The following is a 24,354-nucleotide window of genomic DNA, read 5'->3' on the forward strand; positions in this document are numbered from 1 at the left end:
TTAAAAATGCCTAAAATAACCAGGGGAGCTAAAATTAGTGCTGTTATTATTCTCTGTTTCAAACTAACTAGTCCTTATTGAGCTGCCATCAATGCCTTTATTTGTTCACCTGTACAGCCAAAACGACGTTCTCGGTTGATAAACCAAGTCACAGCTTCTACCAAACTGTCTTCATCGAATTCTGGCCAGTACTCTGGTGTAAAGTACATTTCTGCATAAGCCATTTGCCACAACATAAAGTTGCTGATGCGGCACTCTCCACTGGTGCGAATTAAAAGATCCACTTCCGGTAGGTCTGCCATGGTCAAATGCTCAGTGATTAGCTGCTCATTGATATCCTCTACACGAATTTCACCGTTACGTGCTTTTAGCGCTAACGTTTTAGCAGCTTCTGTGATGTCCCATTTACCGCCATAGTTGGCTGCAATGTTGATCACCATACCCGTGTTATCTGCCGTTAGGTTTTCTGCTTCTACAATTTTCTTTTGTAGACGCTCACTAAATCGACTGGTATCACCGATCACGCGCAACCGTAAATTATTTTTGTGTAGTTTTTTTACTTCACTAGACAGGACCGTGATAAACAGTTCCATCAAAAGACCCACTTCTTCCTCCGGACGACGCCAGTTTTCACTACTAAAAGCAAACAGCGTCATGGCTCTAATGCCTAGTTTTGAAGCAGCAGCCACGGTCTTACGAACGGCACTAACGCCTTTTTTATGACCAAATACGCGAGGTTTTCCTTTGGACTTAGCCCAACGGCCATTACCGTCCATAATGATGGCAATATGCTTAGGAAGGGAATCAGAGAAGGCTTGAGAATTTTGCATAGGGAGTTAATTGAGTTCCATCAGTTGGATAGACTAACATAAAAAAACGCTGAGCTGTGAGCACAGCGTTTTCCAACAGTGATGTGTGTGGGAGTATTAAACTTCCATCAACTCTTTTTCTTTTGCAGCAAGAACTTCATCGATCTTCTTAACTGCAACGTCAGTTAGCTTTTGAATTTCGTCTTGTGCTTTACGGTCTTCATCTTCAGAGATTTCTTTATCTTTTAGAAGCGCTTTAAGATCGTTGTTTGCGTCACGACGGATGTTACGAACAGCAACACGACCACCTTCAGCTTCACCACGAACGATCTTAACTAGGTCTTTACGACGCTCTTCCGTTAGCGGTGGAAGTGGAACGCGGATGATAGTGCCAGCTGACATAGGGTTTAGACCAAGGTCAGACGTCATGATCGCTTTTTCTACTTTCGGCGTCAGCTCTTTATCAAAAACCGTGATTGCAAGTGTACGTGCATCTTCAGCAATAACGTTTGCTACTTGGTTTAGAGGTGTTGCTGCACCGTAGTATTCTACAGAAATACCAGATAGTAGGCTTGGGTGTGCACGACCTGTACGAATTTTAGAAAGGTTGTTCTTAAGCGCTTCAACGCTTTTATCCATGCGCTCTTGCGCGTCTTTTTTGATTTCGTTAATCACAGTTTCACCTTAAAAATGTCATCTTTCCTGAAGAAAGCCTAAAACGGTTGAGCAAAGCAAGCACCACCCTAACGCGTTGGAGTGGCACCTTAAGCCAAGCTTATTCGTTGATGAGCGTGCCTTCTGCTTCGCCCATTACCACGCGACGTAGTGCGCCTGGCTTGTTCATATTAAATACGCGGATTGGCATTTTGTGGTCACGAGCTAGCGTAAACGCCGCCAAGTCCATAACTTTCAGCTCTTTATCCAGAACTTCTGCATAAGATAGCTTATCATACAGCTCTGCGTCTGGGTTTGCTACAGGGTCAGCAGTAAATACACCATCAACTTTCGTCGCTTTTAGTACGACATCCGCTTCAATTTCGATACCACGTAAACAAGCAGCAGAATCCGTTGTAAAGAACGGGTTACCAGTACCAGCAGAGAAGATGACAACTCGGCCTTGGCGAAGCTCACGGATCGCATCAGCCCAATTATAGTCGTCACATACGCCTTTTAGAGGGATTGCAGACATAACGCGCGCATTTACGTATGCACGGTGAAGAGCATCACGCATCGCTAGGCCATTCATTACTGTAGCAAGCATACCCATGTGGTCACCAACTACGCGGTTCATACCAGCTTCAGCTAGGCCTGCACCACGGAACAAGTTACCGCCACCGATAACTACACCAACCTGAACACCCAGTTCAACCAGTTCTTTAACTTCTTGTGCCATACGATCAAGGACCGCAGGATCAATACCAAAACCGTCTTCACCTTGAAGAGCTTCACCACTCAGTTTTAATAGAATACGTTGATACGCTGGTTTAGGGTTCGTAGTCATGGAGTTTACCTTCCAAAGAGAGTTGTTGATTAACAGTCATGAATAGACACAACTTCAGTTATGGCTATTCATCACGGCTAATCGTTCCCTGCTCATAAAAAGACCGCAGCCTTGGCTACGGTCTAATCTTTATACAGTCTCTAAGGATTAACCTTTTTGAGCTGCTGCAACTTCTTCAGCGAAGCTCATTTCTTCTTTCTTCTCGATACCTTCACCTACTTCTAGGCGAACGAACGTAGAAACTGAAGCGCCTTTTTCTTTCAGCATTTCGCCTACAGTTTTCTTAGGCTCCATGATGAAAGCTTGACCTGTTAGAGAGATCTCGCCAGTGAATTTCTTCATGCGGCCAACAACCATCTTCTCAGCGATTTCAGCAGGCTTGCCTTCGTTCATTGCGATTTCAACTTGAACCGCTTTCTCTTTTTCTACTACGTCAGCTGGTACGTCTTCTGGGTTAACGAACTCTGGCTTAGAAGCAGCAACGTGCATTGCAACGTGCTTAAGAGTTTCTGCGTCGCCTTCACCAGCAACAACAACACCGATTTTCTCACCGTGACGGTAAGAAGCGATTGCAGTGCCTTGAACGTATTCTACGCGACGGATAGTGATGTTTTCACCGATTTTAGCTACTAGAGCTACACGTGCGTCTTCGAATTGTGCTTGTAGTTCTTCAACAGAAGCTTTTGAAGCTAGAGCTGCAGCTGCAACTTCTTCTGCGAATGCAGTGAAGTTACCGTCTTTAGCAACGAAGTCAGTTTGGCAGTTAACTTCAAGAAGAACAGCAACGCCGTTTTCTTCTTTGATGATGATTGCGCCTTCAGCTGCAACGTTACCAGCTTTCTTAGCTGCTTTCGCTGCGCCAGATTTACGCATGTTTTCAATTGCTAGTTCGATGTCAGCGTTTGCTTCTACAAGCGCTTTCTTACATTCCATCATGCCAGCGCCAGTACGCTCGCGAAGTTCTTTAACTAGAGCAGCAGTTACAGTTGCCATTCTGTCTTCCTCGTTTGATTCGAAATAAGGTAAAAAACAGGGGCCTAACATTGTCGGCCCCCATTGCTAACTATAACTTAGTTTATGCTACACAAAGGTTTCACATAGACCAAGTGTGACACAGAGCCGCTATTATTCAGCTTCTACGAAACCGTCTTTTTCAGCAACTGCAGCTACGTCTTTGTTACGACCTTCAGATACTGCTGAAGCAGCAGCGTTCAGGTATAGCTGTACAGCGCGGATCGCGTCGTCGTTACCTGGGATTACGTAGTCAACGCCGTCTGGGTTAGAGTTAGTATCTACCACAGCGTATACTGGAATACCTAGGTTGTTAGCTTCTTTAATTGCAATGTGTTCGTGATCAGCGTCGATTACGAATAGAGCGTCTGGTAGGCCGCCCATGTCTTTGATACCACCAAGAGATTTCTCTAGCTTCTCCATTTCGCGAGTACGCATTAGAGCTTCTTTCTTAGTTAGTTTGTCAAAAGTACCGTCTTGAGATTGAGTCTCTAGTTCTTTTAGACGCTTGATAGACTGACGAACTGTTTTGTAGTTTGTAAGCATACCGCCTAACCAGCGGTTGTTTACGTAAAACTGGTTGCTTGCGATTGCAGCTTCTTTAACAGCTTCAGATGCAGCGCGCTTAGTACCTACGAATAGAACCTTACCTTTCTTCTCGCCAACTTTAGCTAGTTCAGCTAGAGCGTCGTTGAACATTGGTACAGTTTTTTCTAGGTTGATGATATGAACTTTGTTACGAGCGCCAAAGATGAATGGCTTCATTTTTGGGTTCCAGTAACGAGTCTGGTGACCGAAGTGAACACCAGCTTTTAGCATATCGCGCATTGATACAGTTGCCATTTTAAAATCCTCTATGGGGTTAGGCCTCCACATTCCCCATAACTCCGACCAAGCTTCTGCTCAGCACCCCGGAATATGTGACGGAATGTGTGTGATTTAAAGATAAAAGGTTATTCGGATGAAGCTTGCTTCGCCGCTTAACTTTGCTAAACGAAGAGAACAGTCCTCTATTCCGGCGCGCTTTATACCATATTTTAGCTCACTGTGGCTAGTAAAAATTATTTCTTCACCGAGCCACTTTCTCCTATTTATAAGCAAAACTTTAAACATATGATCGAATTAAGAATGATGCATATTCCTATCTAACTTGGGTTAACGCCCCGATGTCTGATAGAATGCGGCCATTCGCACGTTTACGTGCTTAGGAATAAGTAGAGAAAGCCAATGTCAATCAAGATTAAAACTGCTGAAGAAATAGAACGCATGCGCATTGCGGGCAAGCTAGCCGCAGAGATTCTAGAAATGATCGAACCACACATCAAAGTTGGTGTGACGACAGAAGAGTTAAACAAAATCTGTCATGAGTACGCTCTAGAAAAAGGTGCATACTCTGCTCCGCTTGATTACCATGGTTTCCCTAAGTCGATCTGTACTTCAATCAACCATATCGTATGCCACGGTATTCCAGCGGAAAAAGACGAAATCGGTAGCAACGGCCAAATGAAGCCGGCGGTACTAAAAGATGGTGACATCTTAAACGTTGATATTACCGTAATCGTTCCAAATGATGAGAATGCCGATCTGAGCGTGCGTCCTCAGGGTTACCATGGTGACACTTCTAAGATGTTCCTAGTCGGTGATGTTTCGCCTGCAAACAAACGTCTGTGCATGGTAGCTCAAGAAGCACTGTACGTTGGTATGCGTACCGTTAAGCCAGGTTCAACAGTTGGCGACATCGGTACAGCTATCGAGAAGTACATCAAAGAGAACAACAAGAACAATCCTCGCAACAAGTTTTCTATTGTGAAAGACTTCTGTGGTCACGGTATCGGCGATGAGTTCCATGAAGAACCACAAGTGGTTCATTACAAGAACAAAGACCGCCGCGTATTAAAAGAAGGCATGTGCTTTACTATTGAGCCGATGATTAACGCAGGTAAATTTGGTTGCTCTGTTGATGCACAAGATGACTGGACTGTTTACACGGGCGACGGCAAGAACTCTGCGCAATGGGAACATACCATTGTAGTAACAAAAGAAGGTTGTGAAGTACTGACGCTTCGTAGCGACGATACGATTCCTCGCCTAATGAAAAACGTGTAAAGCTGACAACCACTCGTTGTTTACTATATCCCTGCTTCGGCGGGGATATTTTTTATCTGCCGCAAATTTGTTAGATTGTTATTAGATTAGCTTGCACGGATGGCAAATATGACACTTCAGTCCCCTCTTACCTTTTCCGATGAACAAATCAATATCGGTGAACTCAAACAAGAATTAGAGAAGTTTAGCTCTAATCAAAACCAAGAGTTTCTCAATCATCATCCGGTAACAAGCTTGGTTTTAGCCAGAGCTGAATATATGGATCTGCTTCTCAATCGTTTGTGGCAACATTTTGGTTTCAAGGATATTTACAACATTTCCCTAGTTGCCGTTGGTGGCTACGGACGAGGCGAGCTGCATCCGCTCTCCGATATCGATATTTTGATTCTGTCGAACAATAAACTGCCAACCGCGTTAGAAGCAAAAATCAGCGAATTCATTACGCTGTTGTGGGATTTAAAACTCGAGGTCGGACACGCTGTTCGCACCGTTACTGAATGTGCTGAAATTGGTAAAGCCGATCTAACGGTCGCGACAAACCTGCAAGAAGCGCGATTGCTGTGTGGAAGCGAGGACACCTTTCAGGCACTGAAGAAAGTCGTGTTATCAGACTCCTTCTGGCCAAGTGAGACGTTTTACCGCGCTAAAATTCAAGAGCAGCGCGAACGCCATGCACGTTACCACGACACGACCTACAACTTAGAACCGGACATTAAATCAACCCCTGGCGGGCTGCGCGATATTCATACATTAAGCTGGGTCGCTCGACGTCACTTTGGTGCGACTTCATTGTTAGAAATGAGCCGATACGGATTTTTAACTGACGCAGAATACCGAGAATTGGTTGAATGTCAGGACTTCCTTTGGCGAGTACGTTTCGCTCTGCACATGGAGCTTCGCCGCTATGACAACCGCTTGACCTTTGCCCATCAAGCACAAGTTGCGGAAAATCTAGGCTACGTCGGAGAAGGCAATCGAGGCGTAGAAATGATGATGAAAGAGTTCTACCGCACGCTTCGTCGTGTGGCAGAGCTCAATAAAATGCTACTCAAACTCTTTGACCAAGCGATCATTAATGGTGGGGCGACAGAAAGTGCCGAGATTCTCGATACGGACTTTCAACGTCGCGGTTCTTTAATTGAAGCGCGGAAACCCGCATTGTTCCAAGCTCGCCCAGAAACTATTCTGGATATGTTCTTACATATTGCTAACGACTCAACTATTGAAGGGGTGAGCCCACCAACGCTGCGTCAACTGCGCACCGCTCGCCGTCGGCTCAACAAGTTTTTGCACACCATTCCTGCTGCGCGTGAAAAGTTCATGGCGTTATGTCGTCACCCTAATGCTCTGCACAAAGCATTCAGTCTCATGCACCGATTAGGGGTTATGGCGGCCTATTTACCGCAATGGAGTCAGATTGTTGGTCAAATGCAGTTTGACTTATTCCATGCCTACACAGTTGATGAACACAGTATTCGCTTACTTAAACACATCAACACTTTTAGTGACCCAGAAAATCATGCGAAGCACCCAATTTGCTGTGACGTCTACCCTCGAATGCAAAAGAAAGAGCTGCTGATTATTGCCGCTATTTTCCACGATATCGGGAAAGGTCGTGGCGGCGATCACTCAATTATCGGTGAAGGAGAAGCATACGACTTCTGCATTGAGCATGGCTTATCGAAGCCCGAAGCCAAACTTGTCGCTTGGTTGGTAAGACATCATCTATTAATGTCTGTCACCGCACAGCGCCGAGACATTTATGATCCTGATGTCATTACCGAATTTGCCAAAAAAGTCAGAGACGAAGAATCTCTCGATTATCTTGTATGCCTGACAGTTGCAGATATTTGTGCAACCAACCCAGAACTTTGGAATGCTTGGAAACGAACTTTACTTGCGGAGCTGTATTACTCCACACAACGTGCTTTACGTAGAGGCCTAGAGAACCCTGTCGATGTGCGTGAGCGAATTCGCCACAATCAACAAATGGCCTCCGCAATGCTGCGCAAAGAGGGGTTTGCCGCGCGCGAAATTGAAGTATTGTGGCAACGCTTCAAAGCTGACTACTTCCTTCGTCATACCCATACGCAAATCGCGTGGCACTGCGAACACTTACTTCGCATGGAAGATCCGACTAAGCCTTTGGTATTGATCAGTAAAAAAGCCACTCGTGGCGGCACTGAGGTGTTTGTATATACGAAAGACCAGCCTGCTTTATTTGCGACGGTCGTGGCAGAGTTAGATAGGCGTAATTTTAATGTACACGACGCGCAAATCATGACCAGCAAAGATGGGCACGTGATTGATACCTTTATGGTACTCGATCAACATGGCGAAGCGATCGATGAGTCTCGTCACGCGGCGGTGATTAAACACCTCACCCATGTACTGGAGGCGGGCCGACCAACCAAGATTAAAACGCGCCGTACTCCGAACAAACTTCAGCACTTTAATGTGAAAACCAAAGTCGACTTCTTACCAACCAAAGGTAAAAAACACACTTTAATGGAGTTTGTCGCGCTAGACACACCAGGGCTGTTGGCCAAAGTAGGCCGTACGTTTGCTGATTTAAATATCAACCTTCACGGTGCCAAAATCACCACCATTGGTGAGCGAGCAGAAGACTTGTTTATTTTAACCAGTGATGCAGGAGGAAGATTAAGTGAAGAACAGCAAGATGAGCTAAGAGAGAGATTGATCGAAAAGTTATCTGATGAGGTCGCAGCTTAGATAAAACCTGCCAATCTTTTCGGTTCAGGGCGAGAGCGATCTTGCCCACAAGTTAAGCATTTTGGCTAAATATCAGCTATCTAGCTCATACATAGGCTGCTACAGTTATATCAATATCAATTCGATGTAATAGAGGTAGCCTATGTATCCCCACCTCACTGGTTTGGGTATTCACGACCCTAAGCAGATTGAACGTTATTCCCTACGCCAAGAAGCACACAAAGACGTACTCAAGATCTATTTCCACAAGCAAAAAGGCGAACTATTCGCTAAAAGCGTTAAATTCAAATACCCACGCCAAATCAAAAATGTTCTTGTTGATAGTGGCAGTCACAAATATAAAGAAGTAACGGAAATCAACCGTAACCTCACATTAGTCATTGATGAACTGAATAAAATTACTAAGCCAACGAAACAACCTGAGGTTGATGTAAAAGAGAAAATTCTTTCAGACCTTCGTCATTTAGAAAAAGTCGTTTCGAGCAAGATCGCAGAGATCGAAGCGGATCTCGAAAAACTAAAGTAAAACGTTAAGTCTTAAATATTAAAAAAGGGTTAGCATTGATGCTAACCCTTTTTATTTGTACTGTGCCGTCCTAAATAAGGTTGACACTTTCCACCCCCAAAATTGGAGAGTGTTATGAAATCAACAACTAAAAGAACTCAGCGCGATTACTCCCTCGCTTTTAAACTCACTGTAGTTGATGAGGTTGAAAAAGGAAGCCTCACTTACAAACAAGCCCAAGAGAAGTATGGCATCCAAGGTTGCTCTACGGTTTTGGTTTGGCTTCGTAAGCATGGTCGACTAGATTGGTCTAAAGGGACACCTAACTTTATGTCCAAAGGAGACTCTATGACCGAGTTCAATTCACCTCCTACACCAGAGCAACGTATTAAAGAGCTTGAGAAGCAGCTCGAAGATGCTCAACTCAAAGCCGACTTCTTTGAAGCTGTCGTGAACGTTATGGAACGTGACTATGGTGTTAGAGTGACAAAAAAGCACAAAGAAGCGTTGTCCAAGAGAAAACCATAGTAGGTTTGAGCGTTACGAAGTTTTGTCAGTTAGTACAAATCTCTCGCCAAGCTTATTATAAGCAATGCCAAACTCAATCTCGTTGTGAACATCATGAGCATGCTGTCATTGGCTTTGTCCGTGAAGTCAGGCTGAAGCAGCCACGCATTGGCACGCGTAAACTGAAGTTCTTAGCAGCAACAAAGGGCATTCAAATAGGTCGCGATAAGCTCTTTGAACTTCTCAGAAAGCATCGGCTGTTAGTGAGAGCAAGACGAGCCTATCACCGAACGACTGACAGCCGTCATCGATTTTTCTGTCACCCAAACAAAGTGAAAGATGGGCTGACACCAACGAAGCCAGAACAACTGTGGGTTGCTGATATTACTTACTTGCCAACTCAAAATGGAGAGAGTTATCTCAGCTTGGTTACAGACGCTTATTCAAGGAAGATTGTTGGTTTTTATGTGGATGACAACATGAAAACTCAATCAGTTAAGCGGGCATTTATCTCAGCTCTCAGGCAACCGCAGAGTGAAGAAAAGCTAATACACCACTCAGATAGAGGCTCACAATACTGTTCGAAGGAATATCAAGATATCCATAAGAAACATAGAGTGACTTGCTCAATGACTGACGGGTATGACTGTTATCAGAATGCTTTAGCTGAGCGTGTAAATGGGATACTCAAAATGGAGCTCTTGCTGAAGAAACCGAAAGATCTGAAAGAAGCAAGGACGATGGTAGCAGAGTCCGTAGATATCTATAATCAAATGAGGCCTCATACGGCTTTAAAATACAAAACGCCCGATGAAGTACATCGAGCGTTTTAGTTAAAAAGTGTCAACCCATATCAGGACGGGTCATACCCAATCATTATCGAGATCTAACTGCACCGATTATCGGTTAATCATCGATTCATCCCACTCAAATCGAGTAAACAATTGCTGCCAAGTTTCATCAAGATTGGCCGTCATGACAATCTCTTGATCGGTAAATGGATGGACAAACCGTAACTCTGAAGCATGCAGTAGCAAACGATGAGAATCAAACTCTGTGCGATACAGCTTGTTGTGCTTTCCATCCCCGTGCGTTGTATCACCCACGATCGGATGGCGTAGATGTGCCATATGACGACGAAGTTGGTGCTTACGCCCCGTTTTAGGTTTCATCTCAACTAAGCAATAACGCGTTGTAGGAAATTTACCCGTCGAATAGGGAACCTCCACTTTAGCCAACGGCTTATATTCCGTCACCGCTTCTTGCGCTTCTTTTTCTTGTGAAGCGAACTTATCCGCAATCTTGTCTAACTCCACTTTGAGTGCGTAATCCAAGATGCCCTCTTCCTCAATCCAACCGCGTACTACTGCGTGGTATGTCTTTTCCATTTTATGTTCAGCAAACATCGGCATGACTTGTGATGCGACTTCACTCGACAACGCAAACACGAGCACACCAGATGTTGGACGATCCAGACGATGCAATGGGAACACATGCTGACCAATTTGGTCGCGCAAAGTTTGCATGACAAACTGAGTTTCGTGTTTATCTAACCAACTGCGATGCACTAACATGCCTGCAGGCTTGTTGACCGCTACAAAATATTCATCCTGATAAACGATCTCCAGCTCAACTGGTTCTGAAGATCGCGCTATTTCTTGTTCTAGCATTCGTTTACTTACACAGTTCGTCAATGGTTCGGATTGTAACAAGCAGCTCTACGAACTGCGGTTCCTGCTTCCACGCTTCTGAAAAATAGGGCTCGAGAGAAAACCCTCTTGGCAATGGTTGGTTGTTTTCCACTAGCACGTGCATTCTGTCTATAAAGATCCACTGCAACCACTCATGAGGATGCAATGTATCAATCGCAAATGGCTCCACGCTTTGTAAGGCTTGCTCTGAAGGCCTAGTGTGTTGCCACAACTTATGTTCTTTAAGCTGCGTTTCAAGTTGGTGAAGTAAGTCGACCAATTGAGTATTTGTTACCATTAATTCTATCTCGAACCTTGAATTAGCCGAGAATGATACCATTTCTTGTGAAAAGAACGTTAGGACGTCGTATTTAATGGAAAACATTCAAACCCTCACTCAACTGTTGAACAACAGCCGCTGTGATTATCAAATCTTCGATCTTGGTCGTCGTATCAAAACCATCGCTAAGAAAGAGTTTGCCGATGTAGAAAAAGGTCAAGCACCGTACCCATTCCCAATGCAGCGTAAAGCACACCTTGCCATCGCTTATTGGAATGAACAAAAGCAACCTTGGATTTGGTTTCTAAAGTTTGAATTGGACGAGCGCGGTTTGTTAAAGCAATCAGATATCGGCAATTTCATTAAATACGTAGTGGAAGCCATGGGAACACGCCTCAATGGTGATATCTCTGAAGAGCAACAGCAAAAGCTGTCTAATAACCCATATACGTTCAAACCTTCCGAAGACAAAATGGCCGTGTTTCATAGCCAGGTCCGCGCGAACCTCGATCTTCCTACCAGCCAATATTATGAGCACACTCAGCATTACTTTTCAGGTGGTTTAGGCTGGGATAATTGGCAAACCGTAGGTCTGCAAGGGATCACCGACATGGCCGCTCGTTTGGACAAAGAGCAAAACGGGGTAATGATACGCAAAGCGTTGAACCACCTACCAAATGAGCCACTTTATGCCCTATTAGGTGCGCTTGAGCATGTAGAGCTTCAAGAGCGTTTAGCAGAACGTATCGCGGAAAAGGCACAGCAAGAAATCGCAAGTAGCGAACCTGATCTCTTCCTACTTTCAGCACTTATCCGAGCCCTTGCTGGTGCACCAACAGAAGTCGCCTCTCCAGTATTAGATGCGATATTGCATAGCCCTCGTTTAAGCCATCAGGAGGTATTGATTGGTGTGGCGGGTCGCGCTTGGCACTTACTCGCCAATGAAAAGGTAGCAGAACAGTTTTTGCTGCGTTTAGCTCAAACCGGTAATCAAGCCCTATTTAATCAGTTATTTGCCGATTTAGTGATGCTGCCAGAGTTAAGAATGGTGTTATTGCCTTTGCTGCATTCAAACCCATCAGAGGAACTAGCAAATGCGCTAGTAAGCTTACAACAAGCAACAAAAAGCTAAGAAAGGTTCAGGAATGATTGGTGATCTTTTAGCAATTTTAGGGCTCTGCTTTTTCTGTTACCTGTTTTGGCAACAGCGTCGCCAAGCCGAACTCGCAAAAGCGGCCATCACGCGTAAATGTGAGCAATTGGATCTCCAATTAATCAGCATCGCCTTTGGTGCCCATAAACTAAAAACGCCAGACGGAGTCTGGCGTTGGCATACGGTGTATCAATTTGAGTTTTCATCTCTTGGTGACGATTGCTACCAAGGAGAGTTAACCATGGTCGGTTTCAGGCCGCAGAACTTTCACCTACCACCGCATCGCTTGTAAATTCCATTTCAAAGTAAGGACCATATACATCCTTACTTTCTTTTGTTTTAACAAATCCCAGCTTTTTCAGTACCGCCATAGAAGCCTGATGATTGCTATTCACGTTAGCTTTCACCTTATTCAAGCCCAACTCACGGCACGCTTTGGGGAAAAATGCTTTTAGTGCTTCTGTTGCTAACCCTTTACCCCAATATGATTTATCAAAAATAAACCCTAATTCAGGTTCGGAATCGAGATTAGCAATAAACACGTGCCCCATATAGTCACGACTGGTGCTCTCTAGCACTGCCATACTATAAATGTTCTCATCATCCAGTATTTTCTCAAACATCTGTTTGGCAGACGCAACTGTATACGGACCATTCAATTCAGCACGGTTTTTCGCACAGCAATTCAGCATGACGAATTCTAGTTGCAACGACTCATTGTAGGGTAGAAGAAGCATTCTTCTGGTTACTATGGCCACATCTGTTCCTTGATTACAACAAACTTAATCTATCCGCAGATCACAAACTCGATGAGCTGAACATGCTCAATGATTGCGGGCATAACACCTTGTAGAGAAGCCGAAAGTTAAACCAACTGGTTGGAAAGGATATTGATCTGAATTGTTTTTTATTAAGTGTTATTAGGAATTTATATATTTTGTGATATTGATATCCCCAAGTAACATCGAGATGCTTAATTCAATGAGAACACTGGATATCGTTTTTATATAAGAAAGACCCCGACACATAAGTATCGGGGTCATGGTCTTACTCGCAGCAGTCCGGCTACTAAAAGTGCTCCATGCATCATCCATAATAGTGGCTGATTCCGTCAGCTTATTCCTTACGTCGCCGTCCTAGCGGTGTCCTTATCATCCTGACTGCTAACATTCCTCGTTAGCACACGTCACTTGTTCCTTGAGCGGTGTCCCTTGCATCTTCCTGATGCTGTCCATAGCCTCAATCCTAGAGGGGTCCATTGTCTATCCTTAGTCATCAACATCCTATTGATGATCGTATCCTTACAATGTCCTACGCTCCATGCTTGATTAATCATCCTGACCAACCAAATCGTCTTCCTGACGATAACCAAATCCTTGGTGCTTTCCTGTTCCATGTCTGCTTCCTGCTGACAACTCTCAATTTACGCCTTTTCCAAAAATAGACAATCTATCTAAGATAAATATTTGGCTCTCACATTGGTTAACAAGTTGTTAAATTATTATTTATCATAAACTTAAGCTCTTTATCTTCTCTTTTTCCGCTTACGAAATCGTTTTCTCTCACAACCTATGTAAGAGATCTCTCACACTACACTCTCCAAAATGCCATTCGCCAAATTAGCGCACTCAACGTATGATGATAGATATATCGTTGTTAAGGATTAAAAATGTTAACTCAAGACGTTACTAAAGAATTAGAAGCGGCAATGGAACAGTTGCAACAACAAGGAAAAGAGCCAACCGTAGCGTTAGTGAAAGCACGCTTGAAAACGCCAGTTCCAATGCCAGCATTAATCACCGCAATAAAAAGTTGGAAGAGTGCTCAACGCGTACCCAAGGTTGAAATCGCAGCACAACACCACACCGATAATGATCGTCTTGAAGCCCTAGAGCGCACCGTAAAAATGCTAGCCATTCGTATTGAAGAGTTAGAAGCGAAACTCAGTGAGAAATCATCATGAAGTTATGGGTAGATGCAGACGCGTGTCCGAAAGTTATTCGCGAAACCATTGTGCGTGCCGCCGAGCGTACGGGGATTGAATGTACGTTTGTCGCTAACCACGTTGTCCCTGTGCCGAAAAGAGACAACATCCACTCGCTGCAAGTCCCTGCGGGATTTGACATCGCAGACAACGAAATCGTCAAGCGTGTAGAAGCCAACGATTTGGTGATCACGTCAGATATTCCGCTTGCAGATGAGGTCATCTCTAAAGGCGCTCAAGCCCTCAGTTCTCGTGGCGAGCTCTATACAAAAGACACCATCAAAGCTCGCCTAAATATCCGCGACTTTATGGAAACCATGCGTTCAAGCGGAATTCAGACAGGTGGGCCCGCCGCGCTTTCTCAAACCGATCGACGCGAATTTGCAAACCATTTGGATCGTATTTTGGCGAAATTCAAGAAGTAACCCTCACTCTATTAATATTGAGCCAGCAAATCAAAGCCTGGCTCATTCCTGAAAATTCATTCTCAGCATTGCACCCAAAGCGTGCTCTTACTCACATTTGTTTTGTTCTGTTTATTTTTCATCTCGCTCGCCATAGCTTCAATATGCAACGTGGTTTATTTTGAACGACGTTTTTAATAAGTGTATAGAGAATAATGGGCTTTAACATCGTTTCCAGTGGAAGCTACCTGCCAACGAATCAATGGTCTGATCGAGAGATGGATCGCTTCCTAAAATTAGCGCCAGGGACCTGCCGAAATAAATTCGACGTTGAATATCGTCATGTAGCCAATACAAAAGAGACCGCTATTTACATGGCGGTGCAGGCAATAGAGCAGTGTTTAGGAAACACACATACCTTAAGCTCCGTTGATCTTCTTATCTACGCTAGCGGCACACACCACCAGTCTCTACCCTACGACGCCTCAGCGGTTCTCGCCGCGTTAGACGCTCCAACATGGCTAGAAAGCTTTGATTTGAACAGCACCTGTTTATCCTTTCTCTCTGCGCTTGATCTTGCCCAGAGTCTATTCTTAGCAAAACGATACCGTCGGATTCTTATTGTCACCAGCGAACTCGCCACTGGCATCACACTGAATCGAAATTTTACGCTCAAACCAGAAGTTGCAACGCTATTCGCAGACGGTGCCGCCGCATTTTTGCTCGAAGAACGCAACGATGATGGATTGCTCACCAGTCACTTTGAAACGCATCATACCGGGTATTCATTTTGTCAAATTAAGGGCGGAGGTAGTCATATCAATCCGCATACCTCTGAGCATCAAGCCTATTTAAAAAGTTGCCAGTTTGAGATGGAGGGCAAAGCACTCTTTAAACATGTGCGTAAAGCCTTACCAGCGTTTCTAAAAAAAGGGTTTGACGCCTCTCCGGTAACATTCAGCGATATTGATTATTTTCTTCCTCATCAAGCCAGCGCGCATGGATTAAAAAAACTGCCTTCACTCACCGGGCTACCAACAGAGAAAACCGTTAATCACTTTTCGACTTTGGGAAACCAAGTTGCCGCCTCACTCCCAATTAACTTACACTGGCTGCGTAATCAGCCAGAAGCCGCAGGAAAACATGTGTTATTAGCTGGCACCGCCGCAGGGTTGTCACTAGGGATGGGAGTGCTAAAACTATGAAGATATTGGTCACTGGTGGCAGCGGGATGTTGGGTAGCGCAATTCTGAGAATGTTTCACCAGCAGCATGAACTGCACTTTACAGCACGAAACACAGTCATCGCTAAACAACTCGCCGAGCAATTCGATGTTATCCCACATATAGTCGATTTAAGAGACCACTCAGCAGTTCATGCGGTATGCCAAGGTATGGATGCAATCATCCATTGTGCCGCTCTCTCAAGCCCATGGGGAAAGTGGCAGGCGTTTTATCAAGCCAATGTAGATGCCACCAAAAACCTCGTCAATGCGGCTAATACCTATCAAATCTCGCGTTTTATCCATATTTCCTCCACCAGCGTCTACTTTGACCATCAAGACCGTTGGAATATTCGAGAAACCGACGCCATAGCTTCATACTGGTGTAATGATTACGCACACACAAAATACCTATCGGAAATTGAAGCCGTAAAAGGCCAAAGCAAAGCGATCATTTTAAGACCGCGTGGCATTTTTGGACCCAATGATCGCGCGATTATCCCAAGAGTGCTTAAGGCGATAAAAAACAACACTCTGCTTCTGCCATCGGGTAGAAATCCTGTGGTTGATCTGACCTATGTCGACAACGTTGCCCATGCAGCGATGCTCGCTTGCACTCAGGCAGACCGACTTCAGCATGGTGATGTGTTCAACATTTCCAACAACGAACCAATGCCAATTGAGACTGTTCTGCAAGCTTTATGTGAGGGGTTAAACCTAAAAGTAACGTTACAATCATTACCATACGGCGTTGTATCACCATTATTAAAGCTCAGTGAGCAAATACGAAGGCACTTACCACATCAGCCAGAACCAAGGCTCACCTCATACAGCGCAGGATTGTTTAACTACCATCAAACTCTGGATATCAACAAGGCGAAACAAGCACTGAATTACCAACCGCTTTTTTCAATTCAAGAAGGAATACAGCAGTATGCAAACTGGTCTAAAAATAAAAATCTTTGAGGCTGGACACTGCGTACACCCAGGCTTTGTTGTCAAACCAGGCTCTGGTATCAAGCCTAGAGCATTTCCGGCAGCCGTTGCGTTAATTCAGCACCCAACACAAGGCAACATCCTGTTTGACACGGGATATCACGAGCACTTTTTTAGCGCGACTCGTCCCTTCCCTGAACGTTTTTATGCTTGGACAACACCTTGTCGCTATAAAAAAGAACACGGAATTGTTGCGCAGTTAGCAAAAGAAAGTCTCAAACCTCATGATATTGAACACTTGGTGCTCTCCCACTTCCATGCTGATCACATTGCTGCCGTGTCTGAGTTTCCCCACTCTCAATTGCATTGCCAACAAAAAGGGGTGAATGCAATTACTAAAAGTGGTCGAATTGGAGGCGTAAGAAAAGGATACCTAAAAGCTCTACTTCCTCCACAACTTGAATCTAACTTATTCATTCATGATGACTTTTCTGTACCAATCAGCCAAATTCTTCCTCAGTGCCAAGGTGTTAATTTGCTCTGTAAAGACATGTTCGACGACGGATTCATTTATATGGTTAGCTTGCCAGGCCATGCTGCGGGTCAAGTGGGCCTATTAGTTAAAAGAGAACGAGATTGGATGTTCTTACTCGCCGATGCATGTTGGTTAATTGAGAGCTTGAGTGAAAATATCGATCAGCATTGGCTGGCTAACATGCTTTGCGATGACACAAAGGCCTATAAAAACACCCTCTCCGAGTTGAGAAGTTGCTACCAACAAACCCACCACTTTGTTCGCTTCGTGCCTTCACATTGTCAGGAAACTATCCAGCAGCTAATCAAAGAAAGGTGGATGAAGTGATAACGCTTATCTCAGAATTCTGGCGAACCCGCTACCGCCCTTTCGGTTCAAGGGAACAAGTCGAAGCGTGGCAGCAACAACATTTAACGCAACACCTAGATTGGGTATGCTGTCATTCACCGTATTACCGCTCACTTCAAGGTGCAGCACTTAGTGATTTCCCTATCATGAATAAGCAAACCATGATGGAGAACCTCTCGGAGTTGAATACGAAAGGCTTAGATGCTGAACAGCTAATGCAACAAGCAGTCGAAGCAGAACAGTCACGCAACTTCGCCGCTTCGAAAGTTGGCGATGTTACTGTTGGGCTTTCTTCGGGCACATCAGGCATGCGCGGGTTGTTTCTTGCTGACAAACAGGAAACGCAACTATGGGCTGGCAATATATTGGCTCGCCTGTTGCCCAACCTATGGCAAAAGCACCGAATTGCGCTAGCCTTGCGCGCCAACAGCCCACTGTATAAATCCGTCGCGAAAGGCCCTGTCACATTCTTTTATGCGGATTTAACTAAACCTTACCAAGAATGGATAAAAGAGTTGGATGAGTTCCAACCCACGCTTTTGGTTGGTAGTGCGCAAGCTCTTCAGCTCTGCGCCCAGTTCAGCGGTCAATTTGGTCAACCCGCAATTCAACCACAGCGGATCATTTCTGGTGCAGAAGTCCTAACTGAGAGTGACCGTCACTTTATTTCTCAACGGTTCGACAGCGAACTCCATGAAGTCTATCAATGTACCGAAGGTTTTCTTGCATGTACTGATCAGCATGGACAAATGCGCTGGAATCAAGATGTTGTTTACATCGAAAAACATTGGCTGAATACCGAACGTACTCATTACAGCCCAATTATCACCGATTTTCGTCGTAAAACTCAGCCCATTATTCGTTATCAGCTCGACGATATTATTGAGAATAAACAGGATAATGGCGTATTTGAACCTCTTGGCGCGATTGCCGGACGATGTGGTGATCGCCTCACGCTAAACGCAAACCACGTCCCAGTGACGGTGTTACCAGATCTCATCTACCGCGCTATAACACTATTTGCCAAAGGTCGCGTGGATTACCGAATCACCCAAACAGGGTCACAAGCCATTCAAATTGAAGCGGATGTTCACCACCATCGGGTTATACATCAAGCCTTGATAAAGTTGTTTGACCAATTGCGGCTTGATCCTGTCAGATTTAGTTACCGCCCTGCGCCTATTTGGACGCCAATGAATAAACAACGACGTGTGGTGAACATATGCGGGTCTTAATCACCGGAGCCCGATCACCAGTTGCACTAGAGTGGGCAACCATGTGTATGCATCATGGACATGACGTAACTCTCACCGATTCGCTAAAAAAACCTCTAGGATCGTTTTTGCGAGGCATCGAGTCTTATATCCCCACCGCTTCGCCTCGATTTGCGTTTCCCACCTATCAACAGCAGATCCTAAAAATCATTACTCAGATGCGTATTGATATGGTGATACCCACTTGTGAAGAAGTGTATTACTTGGCTCATGTTGCCAAACAATGCCCAGAAGTAGATTTTTTTCTGCCCAATGTGGGACTACTCAATGCCCTGCACAACAAGTTGACCGTCTTTGAACAGCTTCAAAGTTTGCCAGAAATCACACTTCCAAAAACTCGTTTGGTCGCTGATAAAAGTGAGATTGAAATTAATAAGAGAACCGTTCTAAAGCCCGTTTACTCTCGGTTTGGCGGGCAAGTAATAAGAGATGTGACAACTCAGTCTATTTCTGCCGCCACGATATCGCCCCTTTACCCTTGGGTTCAGCAACAAAAAATCCATGGGACTCCGGTGTGTAACTATGCCATTTTTGAACATGGTGACCTTAAAGCACACCAAGCTTATGTGCCGAAATACTGTGTAAACGGCTCGGCCGCCAGTGCTTTTCAGCCGATCTCGTGCGAACGACTAGATACATTTATCGCCGCTTTTGGTAAACGTCATACTTATCATGGGCAAGTGTCGTTTGACTTCATCAAATCACAAGATGAACTCTACGTGATTGAATGTAACCCAAGAGCCACCAGTGGTTTGCACCTACTCTCGTCTAGATGCAGTCAACTGCTCCCTAATATGGCATTTACTGCCCCTTCCAAACTGCGACTGCATCATTTAGGGCCAATAACACTCATCGCTGAAGGTGGGTTATCCCTGTTCAAGGCTCGAACTTGGCAAGATTGGTGGTCTGGAGTGAATGTGATGCAACAGCATAACTTACCGGTCGGGAGCCAAATCCGGAGTATGTTTGAATTACTCCGGTTAGCTAGGCAGAACAAGACGAAGTGGAGCGACGCTTCTACCGTTGATATTGAGTGGAATGGAGAGGCATTGAACTCATGACACTTTCCTCTCAAGAATGGCATCAAACCTTTATCACTCTTATGCAGTCGAATCCCATTGATGAATGCACAGCAAGCTTTGGTTGCTACTATATCGATGATGTTGCCATTCCCTACTCCGTAACACCAAAAATACCAAACAACTGTTATGCAGTCTCCCCTATGACACTACTTAGTGGCTACGCCGAAGAAGAGCTTCACAAAGTCAAAAATGTGGCTGTTCGATGGGTATGTAAGTTACTTATTAATATGACTAAACCAATCTTATCATTGGCTAGATTGGATCAAGTCCAAACGCTCAACAATCAGTGCTTGTCCACCAATATGTATAGCGAACAATGGGCAGCCTTAAATCTCGATGAACTGCGTCGCGTCGCACTCGATCAATACCCCACCTTTCCCTTGGTGCTTCGATCCCTCAACCAGCGTCAGCATTCACACTTAATTCAGCGATTGAAGCAGCCAAAATGGCAAAGCTTGGTAACACGACAAGTGTATTTACTTGATGATTGGCAAGCGTTCAGCTTCAACCGAGATTTAACGAAAGACTTCAAACTGCTTAATGATAAAGATTGGCAGTTTAGGCCACTGACCACTGATGAAGAGTTTCAGCGTGCCAAAGAGTTATATGACATGCTTTACCTTGATAAATACAGTCTCAATAACATCCAGTTTTCAAGCCAATATTTAAAACAGGCGAGCCAGAACAAATTAGTACATTTAGTGGGACTGTTTTATCAAGAAGAGATGCTGGCTACGTTAGGCATTGTAGAAATTGATAATGATATGACTTGCCCAATTTTTGGCTACGATACCAATAAGCCACAACGCCTCGCATTGTATCGTCGAATATCGGCCTATACCATCCGCCATGCAATGATATACCAGCGTCGCTTTAATATGAGCTCAGGCGCTCCGGCTTTTAAACGCAACAGAAAAGCCCGGCCAGAAATTGAATTTAGCTATGTTTATATTGCGCACTTACCTTGGTACAAACGCATAATTTGGAAAAGCTTGTGCTGGCTCACTCAGCACTTTTATCGCCCTTTGTTGATGCGTTTTCAGCTATAAACCGACATCTATAATCAGGTAAGCCTGCGTACACAGTCTCAATCGATAAAAAAGCCTGCGACGTTCGCAGGCTTTTTATAATGGAGCTGTGTGAGGTAACCGTTTTCTACGGTGTGTAGTATGTTGCTGCGCCAGGGCCTACTGGTAAACCAAATACGAATACCCATAGGTAGAACAGCACACTCCAACCTACAATGAAGCAGATTGAGTAAGGTAGCATGGTCGCGATCAGCGTACCGATACCTAAGTTCTTCATGTAACGAGTCGCTACGGCAAGAATCAAACCAAAGTAGCTCATCATTGGAGTAATGATGTTTGTCGTCGAGTCACCAATTCGGTAAGCAGCCTGAATCGTTTCCGGTGCATAACCAACAAGCATCAACATAGGAACAAAAATCGGAGCCGTTACTGCCCACTGTGCCGATGCCGAACCAATCATTAGGTTGATAAAGCCACACATCAGGATGAAGGCAAAGAACAACATTGGACCAGTTAAGCCAATTTCTTGCAGGAAGCTAGCGCCAGCAACCGCGAATACCTGACCGAAGTTAGTCCATTTAAAGAAAGCAACGAACTGAGCCGCAAAGAAAACTAATACAATGTACATGCCCATAGAAGACATAGATTTCGCCATTGCATCAATTACATCGCGATCCGTCTTCATCGTGCCAACAACTTTACCAAACACAAAGCCTGGAATAGCAAAGAACACAAAGATGAATGCCACGATACTTTTCAGGAATGGTGAACCTGCAATTGTACCTGCATCAGAACGTAGAATGCCGTCTTCTGGAACAACCGTCCAAGCAAGCAGCGCTGAAACAACCAGTACAGCAACACCTGCTAGTTTTAGGCCTTTCTTCTCAATGTCTGTTAAGCCACCCATTTTGTCGTTCGACAAATCTTCTGAGGCTTCTTCTTCACTGTATTTGCCAAGCTTTGGCTCAACAATTTTTTCAGTAACAAACGCACCTGTGATTGCAATGAAGAATGTCGACACAAACATGAAGTACCAGTTAACTTCTGGACCAACAGTGTAAGTTGGGTCAATCATTTGCGCCGCCGTTTCAGTAATGCCTGACAACAGCGGGTCAACCGTACCAATAAGTAGGTTTGCTGAGTAACCACCAGATACACCAGCGAACGCCGCAGCAAGACCGGCAAGTGGATGACGACCTAAAGAATGGAACAGCATTGCAGCCAGTGGAATAAGTACCACATAGCCAAGCTCTGATGCCGTATTTGAAATGATACCCGCGAAAACGACCGTCACTGTTACCATGCGTTGAGATGCACCCATTACTAAGCCACGCATTGCTGCAGATAGCAAGCCTGAGTATTCAGCAATAGCAACACCCAACATCGCAACCAATACCGTACCCAAAGGTGCAAAGCCGACAAAGTTTTTCACTAGATTGGTAACGATTAGTTCAAGGCCATCAGCGTTAAGCAAGCTAACGACATGAATCATGCCATCCGCGGCACGACCTTTTGCACCCTCAGGACGAGGATCAACTACGGAAACTTCGAAGTATCCTGCAATACCCGACATCACCAGAATGGCTAAACAGAAAATGGCAAATAGTGTGATCGGGTGGGGTAATAAGTTCCCCAAATATTCGACAGTATCCAAAAAGCGCGTAAACAGCGGCTTCTTAGGCGAGTTTTGTTTAATTGAATCAGATGAACTCATCTGTTCCCTCCTTGTTTTTATTCCTATGCAAATGTGACAAAAATGTCAAAAAGCGTGCGAAGGGTACTTGAGTAGAAGGTCAAATAAAAGCCCTAAATGTTACAAACTGTGACGAACAGAGGCATTTATAACCAACATTGAATAAAAATGTAGATATTTCATCCATGTAAAATAATTAACTCAACATTATCAATCAAACAAAACCATAAGTTAGATATATGCAGGTTGATTACTTTTGCACAGCTTTGAATCTCGGGTTCGTTTTACAAATGACATAAAGACGCCCTCTCCGTTTTACAATCTGACAATCCGGATGACGACTTTTTGCACTTTTTAATGATTTTACTACCTTCATGATTTATTCCTTTTCGCTCTTAAATTGACCAAAACGACGGTTGAAGTTCGCAATGCGACCTTCGGTTTGTACAACGCGCTGTTTACCGGTGTAGTACGGGTGAGAAGCTGACGACACATCTAACGTAAAGTAAGGGTAAGTTTTGCCATCTTTCCATTCGATGGTTCTCTCCGTTTTCAACGTAGAACCAACGACAAAGTACTTATCTACACTGGTGTCGTGGAACACCACAGGACGATATTCAGGGTGGATTCCTGGTTTCATAATACTTTTCCTTTCAATTAAATTGTTATGTTATAACATTTTAATTAATAATCATTATCAACAAGAAAAGCAAGAGAAATTTGTGATACTTTTCATCTCAATGAATTCTTAAAGATGTCCATCATGTATTCCATCGAACCCATCGGCGTCATTGAGACACCGTACAAAGAAAAGTTTGCAGTTCCGCGCCAACCACGCTTAGTACCAGAGGCTAAAGCACGCGTAAAACTGTTAGGTGCAGCAAATAGCCCTGAAGCAGTGCGTGGGCTAGAACAGTTCTCTCACGTTTGGTTGTTGTTTCTATTTGATCAGAATCTGGAAGCTGGTTGGAAACCAACTGTACGTCCGCCACGATTAGGCGGCAATGAACGAATTGGTGTCTTTGCCTCGCGCTCGACTTTCCGTCCAAACGGAATCGGAATGTCAGCCGTTGAAGTGAAAGGAGTCACTAAGCAAGGCGATCAAATCTATCTTGATTTAGGCAGTGTAGATCTCGTGGATGGGACACCGATTGTGGATATTAAGCCTTATATTCCCTATTCGGATTCTATTTCGGAAGCACAAGGCGGATACGCAGACCAAGAACCAGAAAAGTCACAAGTCACCTTTTCTGCTCAAGCATTAGCAACGATAGAAAATCGATCCGATACTGACTATGTAAGATCAGTCATTGAACAAGTTCTGGCACAAGATCCTCGCCCTGCATATAAGAAAAACAAGCCGGACGACAAAGAATATGCGGTAAATTTGTTCGACTTGAACGTAAAGTTCACAGCAACAAGCAACTTAATAACGGTTACCGCTATTGAAAGCTTTTGACAAACGCAATTGGCTGATATTATAGACGGCTAACAAATTTCCCTTTAGGGAACTCCCATACTCCTGCTTATTCAAGCTTGAGTATCTAACTTA

26 protein-coding genes are annotated in these 24,354 nt (G+C 44.4%); 15 read left to right on the forward strand and 11 right to left on the reverse strand.

The window, feature by feature from the left end:
• Nucleotides 1-74: 74 nt before the first annotated feature.
• From R7190_RS15530 to rpsB, 5 genes are all read right to left on the reverse strand, one after another.
• Nucleotides 75-830, reverse strand: a complete 756-nt coding sequence (locus R7190_RS15530; protein ID WP_005380331.1) for an isoprenyl transferase — start codon at nucleotides 828-830, stop codon at nucleotides 75-77.
• A gap of 96 nt (nucleotides 831-926) precedes the next feature.
• Nucleotides 927-1,484 carry a ribosome recycling factor gene (gene frr / locus R7190_RS15535; RefSeq protein ID WP_005380330.1) on the reverse strand — a complete coding sequence of 186 codons (558 nt, stop codon included), beginning with the start codon at nucleotides 1,482-1,484 and terminating at the stop codon, nucleotides 927-929.
• A gap of 100 nt (nucleotides 1,485-1,584) precedes the next feature.
• Complete coding sequence (pyrH, locus tag R7190_RS15540; protein WP_005380329.1) at nucleotides 1,585-2,310, reverse strand: UMP kinase; 726 nt, start codon at nucleotides 2,308-2,310, stop codon at nucleotides 1,585-1,587.
• A gap of 147 nt (nucleotides 2,311-2,457) precedes the next feature.
• On the reverse strand, nucleotides 2,458-3,303 hold the full coding sequence (gene tsf, locus R7190_RS15545; protein ID WP_005380328.1) for a translation elongation factor Ts: 846 nt from the start codon (nucleotides 3,301-3,303) through the stop codon (nucleotides 2,458-2,460).
• A 132-nt stretch (nucleotides 3,304-3,435) separates the two neighbouring features.
• Nucleotides 3,436-4,164, reverse strand: a complete 729-nt coding sequence (gene rpsB, locus R7190_RS15550; RefSeq protein WP_005380327.1) for a 30S ribosomal protein S2 — start codon at nucleotides 4,162-4,164, stop codon at nucleotides 3,436-3,438.
• Nucleotides 4,165-4,548: 384 nt separating this feature from the next.
• Here rpsB and map point away from each other — a divergent pair, with 384 nt between their 5' ends.
• The 4 genes from map (at nucleotide 4,549) to R7190_RS15570 (ending at nucleotide 10,005) form a co-directional block, all read left to right on the forward strand.
• Nucleotides 4,549-5,427 carry a type I methionyl aminopeptidase gene (gene map / locus R7190_RS15555; RefSeq protein ID WP_104975539.1) on the forward strand — a complete coding sequence of 293 codons (879 nt, stop codon included), beginning with the start codon at nucleotides 4,549-4,551 and terminating at the stop codon, nucleotides 5,425-5,427.
• A gap of 108 nt (nucleotides 5,428-5,535) precedes the next feature.
• Nucleotides 5,536-8,160, forward strand: a complete 2,625-nt coding sequence (glnD, locus tag R7190_RS15560; protein ID WP_017636037.1) for a bifunctional uridylyltransferase/uridylyl-removing protein GlnD — start codon at nucleotides 5,536-5,538, stop codon at nucleotides 8,158-8,160.
• Nucleotides 8,161-8,302: 142 nt separating this feature from the next.
• Nucleotides 8,303-8,686: a DUF3461 family protein gene (locus tag R7190_RS15565; RefSeq protein ID WP_005380322.1), complete on the forward strand. Its 384-nt coding sequence runs from the start codon at nucleotides 8,303-8,305 to the stop codon at nucleotides 8,684-8,686.
• Nucleotides 8,687-8,800: 114 nt separating this feature from the next.
• Nucleotides 8,801-10,005, forward strand: a protein-coding gene (locus tag R7190_RS15570) for an IS3 family transposase (protein WP_186584726.1) whose coding sequence is annotated in 2 segments (ribosomal slippage) — nucleotides 8,801-9,152 and nucleotides 9,152-10,005 — 1,206 coding nt in all. Because the reading frame shifts where the segments join, the coding sequence is not laid out codon by codon here.
• Nucleotides 10,006-10,071: 66 nt separating this feature from the next.
• Here R7190_RS15570 and truC read toward each other — a convergent pair.
• Entirely contained in the window at nucleotides 10,072-10,842 is a 771-nt protein-coding gene (gene truC / locus R7190_RS15575; protein ID WP_186584725.1) for a tRNA pseudouridine(65) synthase TruC, read from the reverse strand.
• Nucleotides 10,843-10,846: 4 nt separating this feature from the next.
• Complete coding sequence (locus R7190_RS15580) at nucleotides 10,847-11,161, reverse strand: YqcC family protein (protein ID WP_186584724.1); 315 nt, start codon at nucleotides 11,159-11,161, stop codon at nucleotides 10,847-10,849.
• Between the two features lie 76 nt (nucleotides 11,162-11,237).
• Between R7190_RS15580 and R7190_RS15585 the strand changes: the two genes are divergently transcribed.
• Both R7190_RS15585 and R7190_RS15590 read left to right on the forward strand, forming a co-directional pair.
• The gene (locus R7190_RS15585) at nucleotides 11,238-12,275 is read left to right on the forward strand and encodes a DUF3549 family protein (protein ID WP_017636035.1); all 1,038 of its coding nucleotides are present in this window, start codon (nucleotides 11,238-11,240) and stop codon (nucleotides 12,273-12,275) included.
• Nucleotides 12,276-12,288: 13 nt separating this feature from the next.
• A complete protein-coding gene (locus R7190_RS15590; protein ID WP_005380315.1) occupies nucleotides 12,289-12,588 on the forward strand; it encodes a DUF3301 domain-containing protein in 300 nt (99 codons plus the stop codon).
• Here the strand turns inward: R7190_RS15590 and R7190_RS15595 are convergent.
• Entirely contained in the window at nucleotides 12,548-13,033 is a 486-nt protein-coding gene (locus R7190_RS15595) for a GNAT family N-acetyltransferase (RefSeq protein WP_025768243.1), read from the reverse strand. The two genes, R7190_RS15590 and R7190_RS15595, sit on opposite strands and share 41 nt — an antisense overlap.
• A 932-nt stretch (nucleotides 13,034-13,965) precedes the next feature.
• On the opposite strand from R7190_RS15595, the gene R7190_RS15600 reads away from it, so the two are divergent.
• The 8 genes from R7190_RS15600 to R7190_RS15635 all read left to right on the forward strand — a co-directional run bounded on the left by R7190_RS15600 (nucleotide 13,966) and on the right by R7190_RS15635 (nucleotide 21,130).
• A complete protein-coding gene (locus R7190_RS15600) occupies nucleotides 13,966-14,259 on the forward strand; it encodes a hypothetical protein (RefSeq protein ID WP_005391777.1) in 294 nt (97 codons plus the stop codon).
• Nucleotides 14,256-14,705 (forward strand): YaiI/YqxD family protein, encoded by a 450-nt coding sequence (locus R7190_RS15605; protein ID WP_005380310.1) that lies wholly within the window; start codon nucleotides 14,256-14,258, stop codon nucleotides 14,703-14,705. Before R7190_RS15600 ends, R7190_RS15605 begins: the two co-directional genes overlap by 4 nt.
• Nucleotides 14,706-14,899: 194 nt before the next feature.
• Nucleotides 14,900-15,889, forward strand: a complete 990-nt coding sequence (locus R7190_RS15610) for a ketoacyl-ACP synthase III (protein ID WP_186584723.1) — start codon at nucleotides 14,900-14,902, stop codon at nucleotides 15,887-15,889.
• On the forward strand, nucleotides 15,886-16,872 hold the full coding sequence (locus tag R7190_RS15615; protein ID WP_186584722.1) for an NAD-dependent epimerase/dehydratase family protein: 987 nt from the start codon (nucleotides 15,886-15,888) through the stop codon (nucleotides 16,870-16,872). The genes R7190_RS15610 and R7190_RS15615 overlap by 4 nt, the downstream gene beginning before the upstream one ends.
• Complete coding sequence (locus R7190_RS15620) at nucleotides 16,841-17,704, forward strand: MBL fold metallo-hydrolase (RefSeq protein WP_186584721.1); 864 nt, start codon at nucleotides 16,841-16,843, stop codon at nucleotides 17,702-17,704. Before R7190_RS15615 ends, R7190_RS15620 begins: the two co-directional genes overlap by 32 nt.
• Nucleotides 17,692-18,960 (forward strand): F390 synthetase-related protein, encoded by a 1,269-nt coding sequence (locus R7190_RS15625; RefSeq protein ID WP_390904731.1) that lies wholly within the window; start codon nucleotides 17,692-17,694, stop codon nucleotides 18,958-18,960. The genes R7190_RS15620 and R7190_RS15625 overlap by 13 nt, the downstream gene beginning before the upstream one ends.
• Nucleotides 18,948-20,060 carry an ATP-grasp domain-containing protein gene (locus R7190_RS15630; RefSeq protein ID WP_186584718.1) on the forward strand — a complete coding sequence of 371 codons (1,113 nt, stop codon included), beginning with the start codon at nucleotides 18,948-18,950 and terminating at the stop codon, nucleotides 20,058-20,060. The genes R7190_RS15625 and R7190_RS15630 overlap by 13 nt, the downstream gene beginning before the upstream one ends.
• Nucleotides 20,057-21,130, forward strand: a complete 1,074-nt coding sequence (locus R7190_RS15635) for a hypothetical protein (RefSeq protein WP_186584716.1) — start codon at nucleotides 20,057-20,059, stop codon at nucleotides 21,128-21,130. The genes R7190_RS15630 and R7190_RS15635 overlap by 4 nt, the downstream gene beginning before the upstream one ends.
• 106 nt (nucleotides 21,131-21,236) lie before the next feature.
• Here the strand turns inward: R7190_RS15635 and R7190_RS15640 are convergent, their stop codons facing one another.
• The 3 genes from R7190_RS15640 to R7190_RS15650 all read right to left on the reverse strand — a co-directional run bounded on the left by R7190_RS15640 (nucleotide 21,237) and on the right by R7190_RS15650 (nucleotide 23,442).
• On the reverse strand, nucleotides 21,237-22,823 hold the full coding sequence (locus tag R7190_RS15640) for an AbgT family transporter (RefSeq protein WP_005380301.1): 1,587 nt from the start codon (nucleotides 22,821-22,823) through the stop codon (nucleotides 21,237-21,239).
• A gap of 229 nt (nucleotides 22,824-23,052) precedes the next feature.
• Nucleotides 23,053-23,178 carry a type B 50S ribosomal protein L36 gene (ykgO, locus tag R7190_RS15645; RefSeq protein WP_005380299.1) on the reverse strand — a complete coding sequence of 42 codons (126 nt, stop codon included), beginning with the start codon at nucleotides 23,176-23,178 and terminating at the stop codon, nucleotides 23,053-23,055.
• Nucleotides 23,179-23,181: 3 nt separating this feature from the next.
• Nucleotides 23,182-23,442, reverse strand: coding sequence for a type B 50S ribosomal protein L31 (locus tag R7190_RS15650; protein WP_005380295.1), 261 nt, complete (start codon nucleotides 23,440-23,442; stop codon nucleotides 23,182-23,184).
• A gap of 123 nt (nucleotides 23,443-23,565) precedes the next feature.
• On the opposite strand from R7190_RS15650, the gene tsaA reads away from it, so the two are divergent.
• The gene (tsaA, locus tag R7190_RS15655) at nucleotides 23,566-24,261 is read left to right on the forward strand and encodes a tRNA (N6-threonylcarbamoyladenosine(37)-N6)-methyltransferase TrmO (RefSeq protein WP_005380294.1); all 696 of its coding nucleotides are present in this window, start codon (nucleotides 23,566-23,568) and stop codon (nucleotides 24,259-24,261) included.
• Nucleotides 24,262-24,354 lie beyond the last annotated feature (93 nt).

This window comes from Vibrio sp. 1078-1 (genome assembly GCF_033340475.1).

Excerpts from the sequence above, each read along its gene's own strand:
- R7190_RS15620 (WP_186584721.1), top strand. The coding sequence starts at position 16,841 with ATGCAAACTGGTCTAAAAATAAAAATCTTTGAGGCTGGACACTGCGTA.
- R7190_RS15595 (WP_025768243.1), bottom strand. The coding sequence starts at position 13,033 with ATGCTTCTTCTACCCTACAATGAGTCGTTGCAACTAGAATTCGTCATG.
- R7190_RS15590 (WP_005380315.1), top strand. The coding sequence starts at position 12,289 with ATGATTGGTGATCTTTTAGCAATTTTAGGGCTCTGCTTTTTCTGTTAC.
- R7190_RS15580 (WP_186584724.1), bottom strand. The coding sequence starts at position 11,161 with ATGGTAACAAATACTCAATTGGTCGACTTACTTCACCAACTTGAAACG.
- R7190_RS15650 (WP_005380295.1), bottom strand. The coding sequence starts at position 23,442 with ATGAAACCAGGAATCCACCCTGAATATCGTCCTGTGGTGTTCCACGAC.
- R7190_RS15565 (WP_005380322.1), top strand. The coding sequence starts at position 8,303 with ATGTATCCCCACCTCACTGGTTTGGGTATTCACGACCCTAAGCAGATT.
- rpsB (WP_005380327.1), bottom strand. The coding sequence starts at position 4,164 with ATGGCAACTGTATCAATGCGCGATATGCTAAAAGCTGGTGTTCACTTC.
- tsaA (WP_005380294.1), top strand. The coding sequence starts at position 23,566 with ATGTATTCCATCGAACCCATCGGCGTCATTGAGACACCGTACAAAGAA.
- R7190_RS15605 (WP_005380310.1), top strand. The coding sequence starts at position 14,256 with ATGAAGTTATGGGTAGATGCAGACGCGTGTCCGAAAGTTATTCGCGAA.
- tsf (WP_005380328.1), bottom strand. The coding sequence starts at position 3,303 with ATGGCAACTGTAACTGCTGCTCTAGTTAAAGAACTTCGCGAGCGTACT.
- R7190_RS15600 (WP_005391777.1), top strand. The coding sequence starts at position 13,966 with ATGTTAACTCAAGACGTTACTAAAGAATTAGAAGCGGCAATGGAACAG.
- map (WP_104975539.1), top strand. The coding sequence starts at position 4,549 with ATGTCAATCAAGATTAAAACTGCTGAAGAAATAGAACGCATGCGCATT.
- R7190_RS15530 (WP_005380331.1), bottom strand. The coding sequence starts at position 830 with ATGCAAAATTCTCAAGCCTTCTCTGATTCCCTTCCTAAGCATATTGCC.
- R7190_RS15610 (WP_186584723.1), top strand. The coding sequence starts at position 14,900 with ATGGGCTTTAACATCGTTTCCAGTGGAAGCTACCTGCCAACGAATCAA.
- truC (WP_186584725.1), bottom strand. The coding sequence starts at position 10,842 with ATGCTAGAACAAGAAATAGCGCGATCTTCAGAACCAGTTGAGCTGGAG.
- R7190_RS15630 (WP_186584718.1), top strand. The coding sequence starts at position 18,948 with ATGCGGGTCTTAATCACCGGAGCCCGATCACCAGTTGCACTAGAGTGG.
- R7190_RS15615 (WP_186584722.1), top strand. The coding sequence starts at position 15,886 with ATGAAGATATTGGTCACTGGTGGCAGCGGGATGTTGGGTAGCGCAATT.
- R7190_RS15640 (WP_005380301.1), bottom strand. The coding sequence starts at position 22,823 with ATGAGTTCATCTGATTCAATTAAACAAAACTCGCCTAAGAAGCCGCTG.
- glnD (WP_017636037.1), top strand. The coding sequence starts at position 5,536 with ATGACACTTCAGTCCCCTCTTACCTTTTCCGATGAACAAATCAATATC.
- R7190_RS15585 (WP_017636035.1), top strand. The coding sequence starts at position 11,238 with ATGGAAAACATTCAAACCCTCACTCAACTGTTGAACAACAGCCGCTGT.
- R7190_RS15635 (WP_186584716.1), top strand. The coding sequence starts at position 20,057 with ATGACACTTTCCTCTCAAGAATGGCATCAAACCTTTATCACTCTTATG.
- ykgO (WP_005380299.1), bottom strand. The coding sequence starts at position 23,178 with ATGAAGGTAGTAAAATCATTAAAAAGTGCAAAAAGTCGTCATCCGGAT.
- pyrH (WP_005380329.1), bottom strand. The coding sequence starts at position 2,310 with ATGACTACGAACCCTAAACCAGCGTATCAACGTATTCTATTAAAACTG.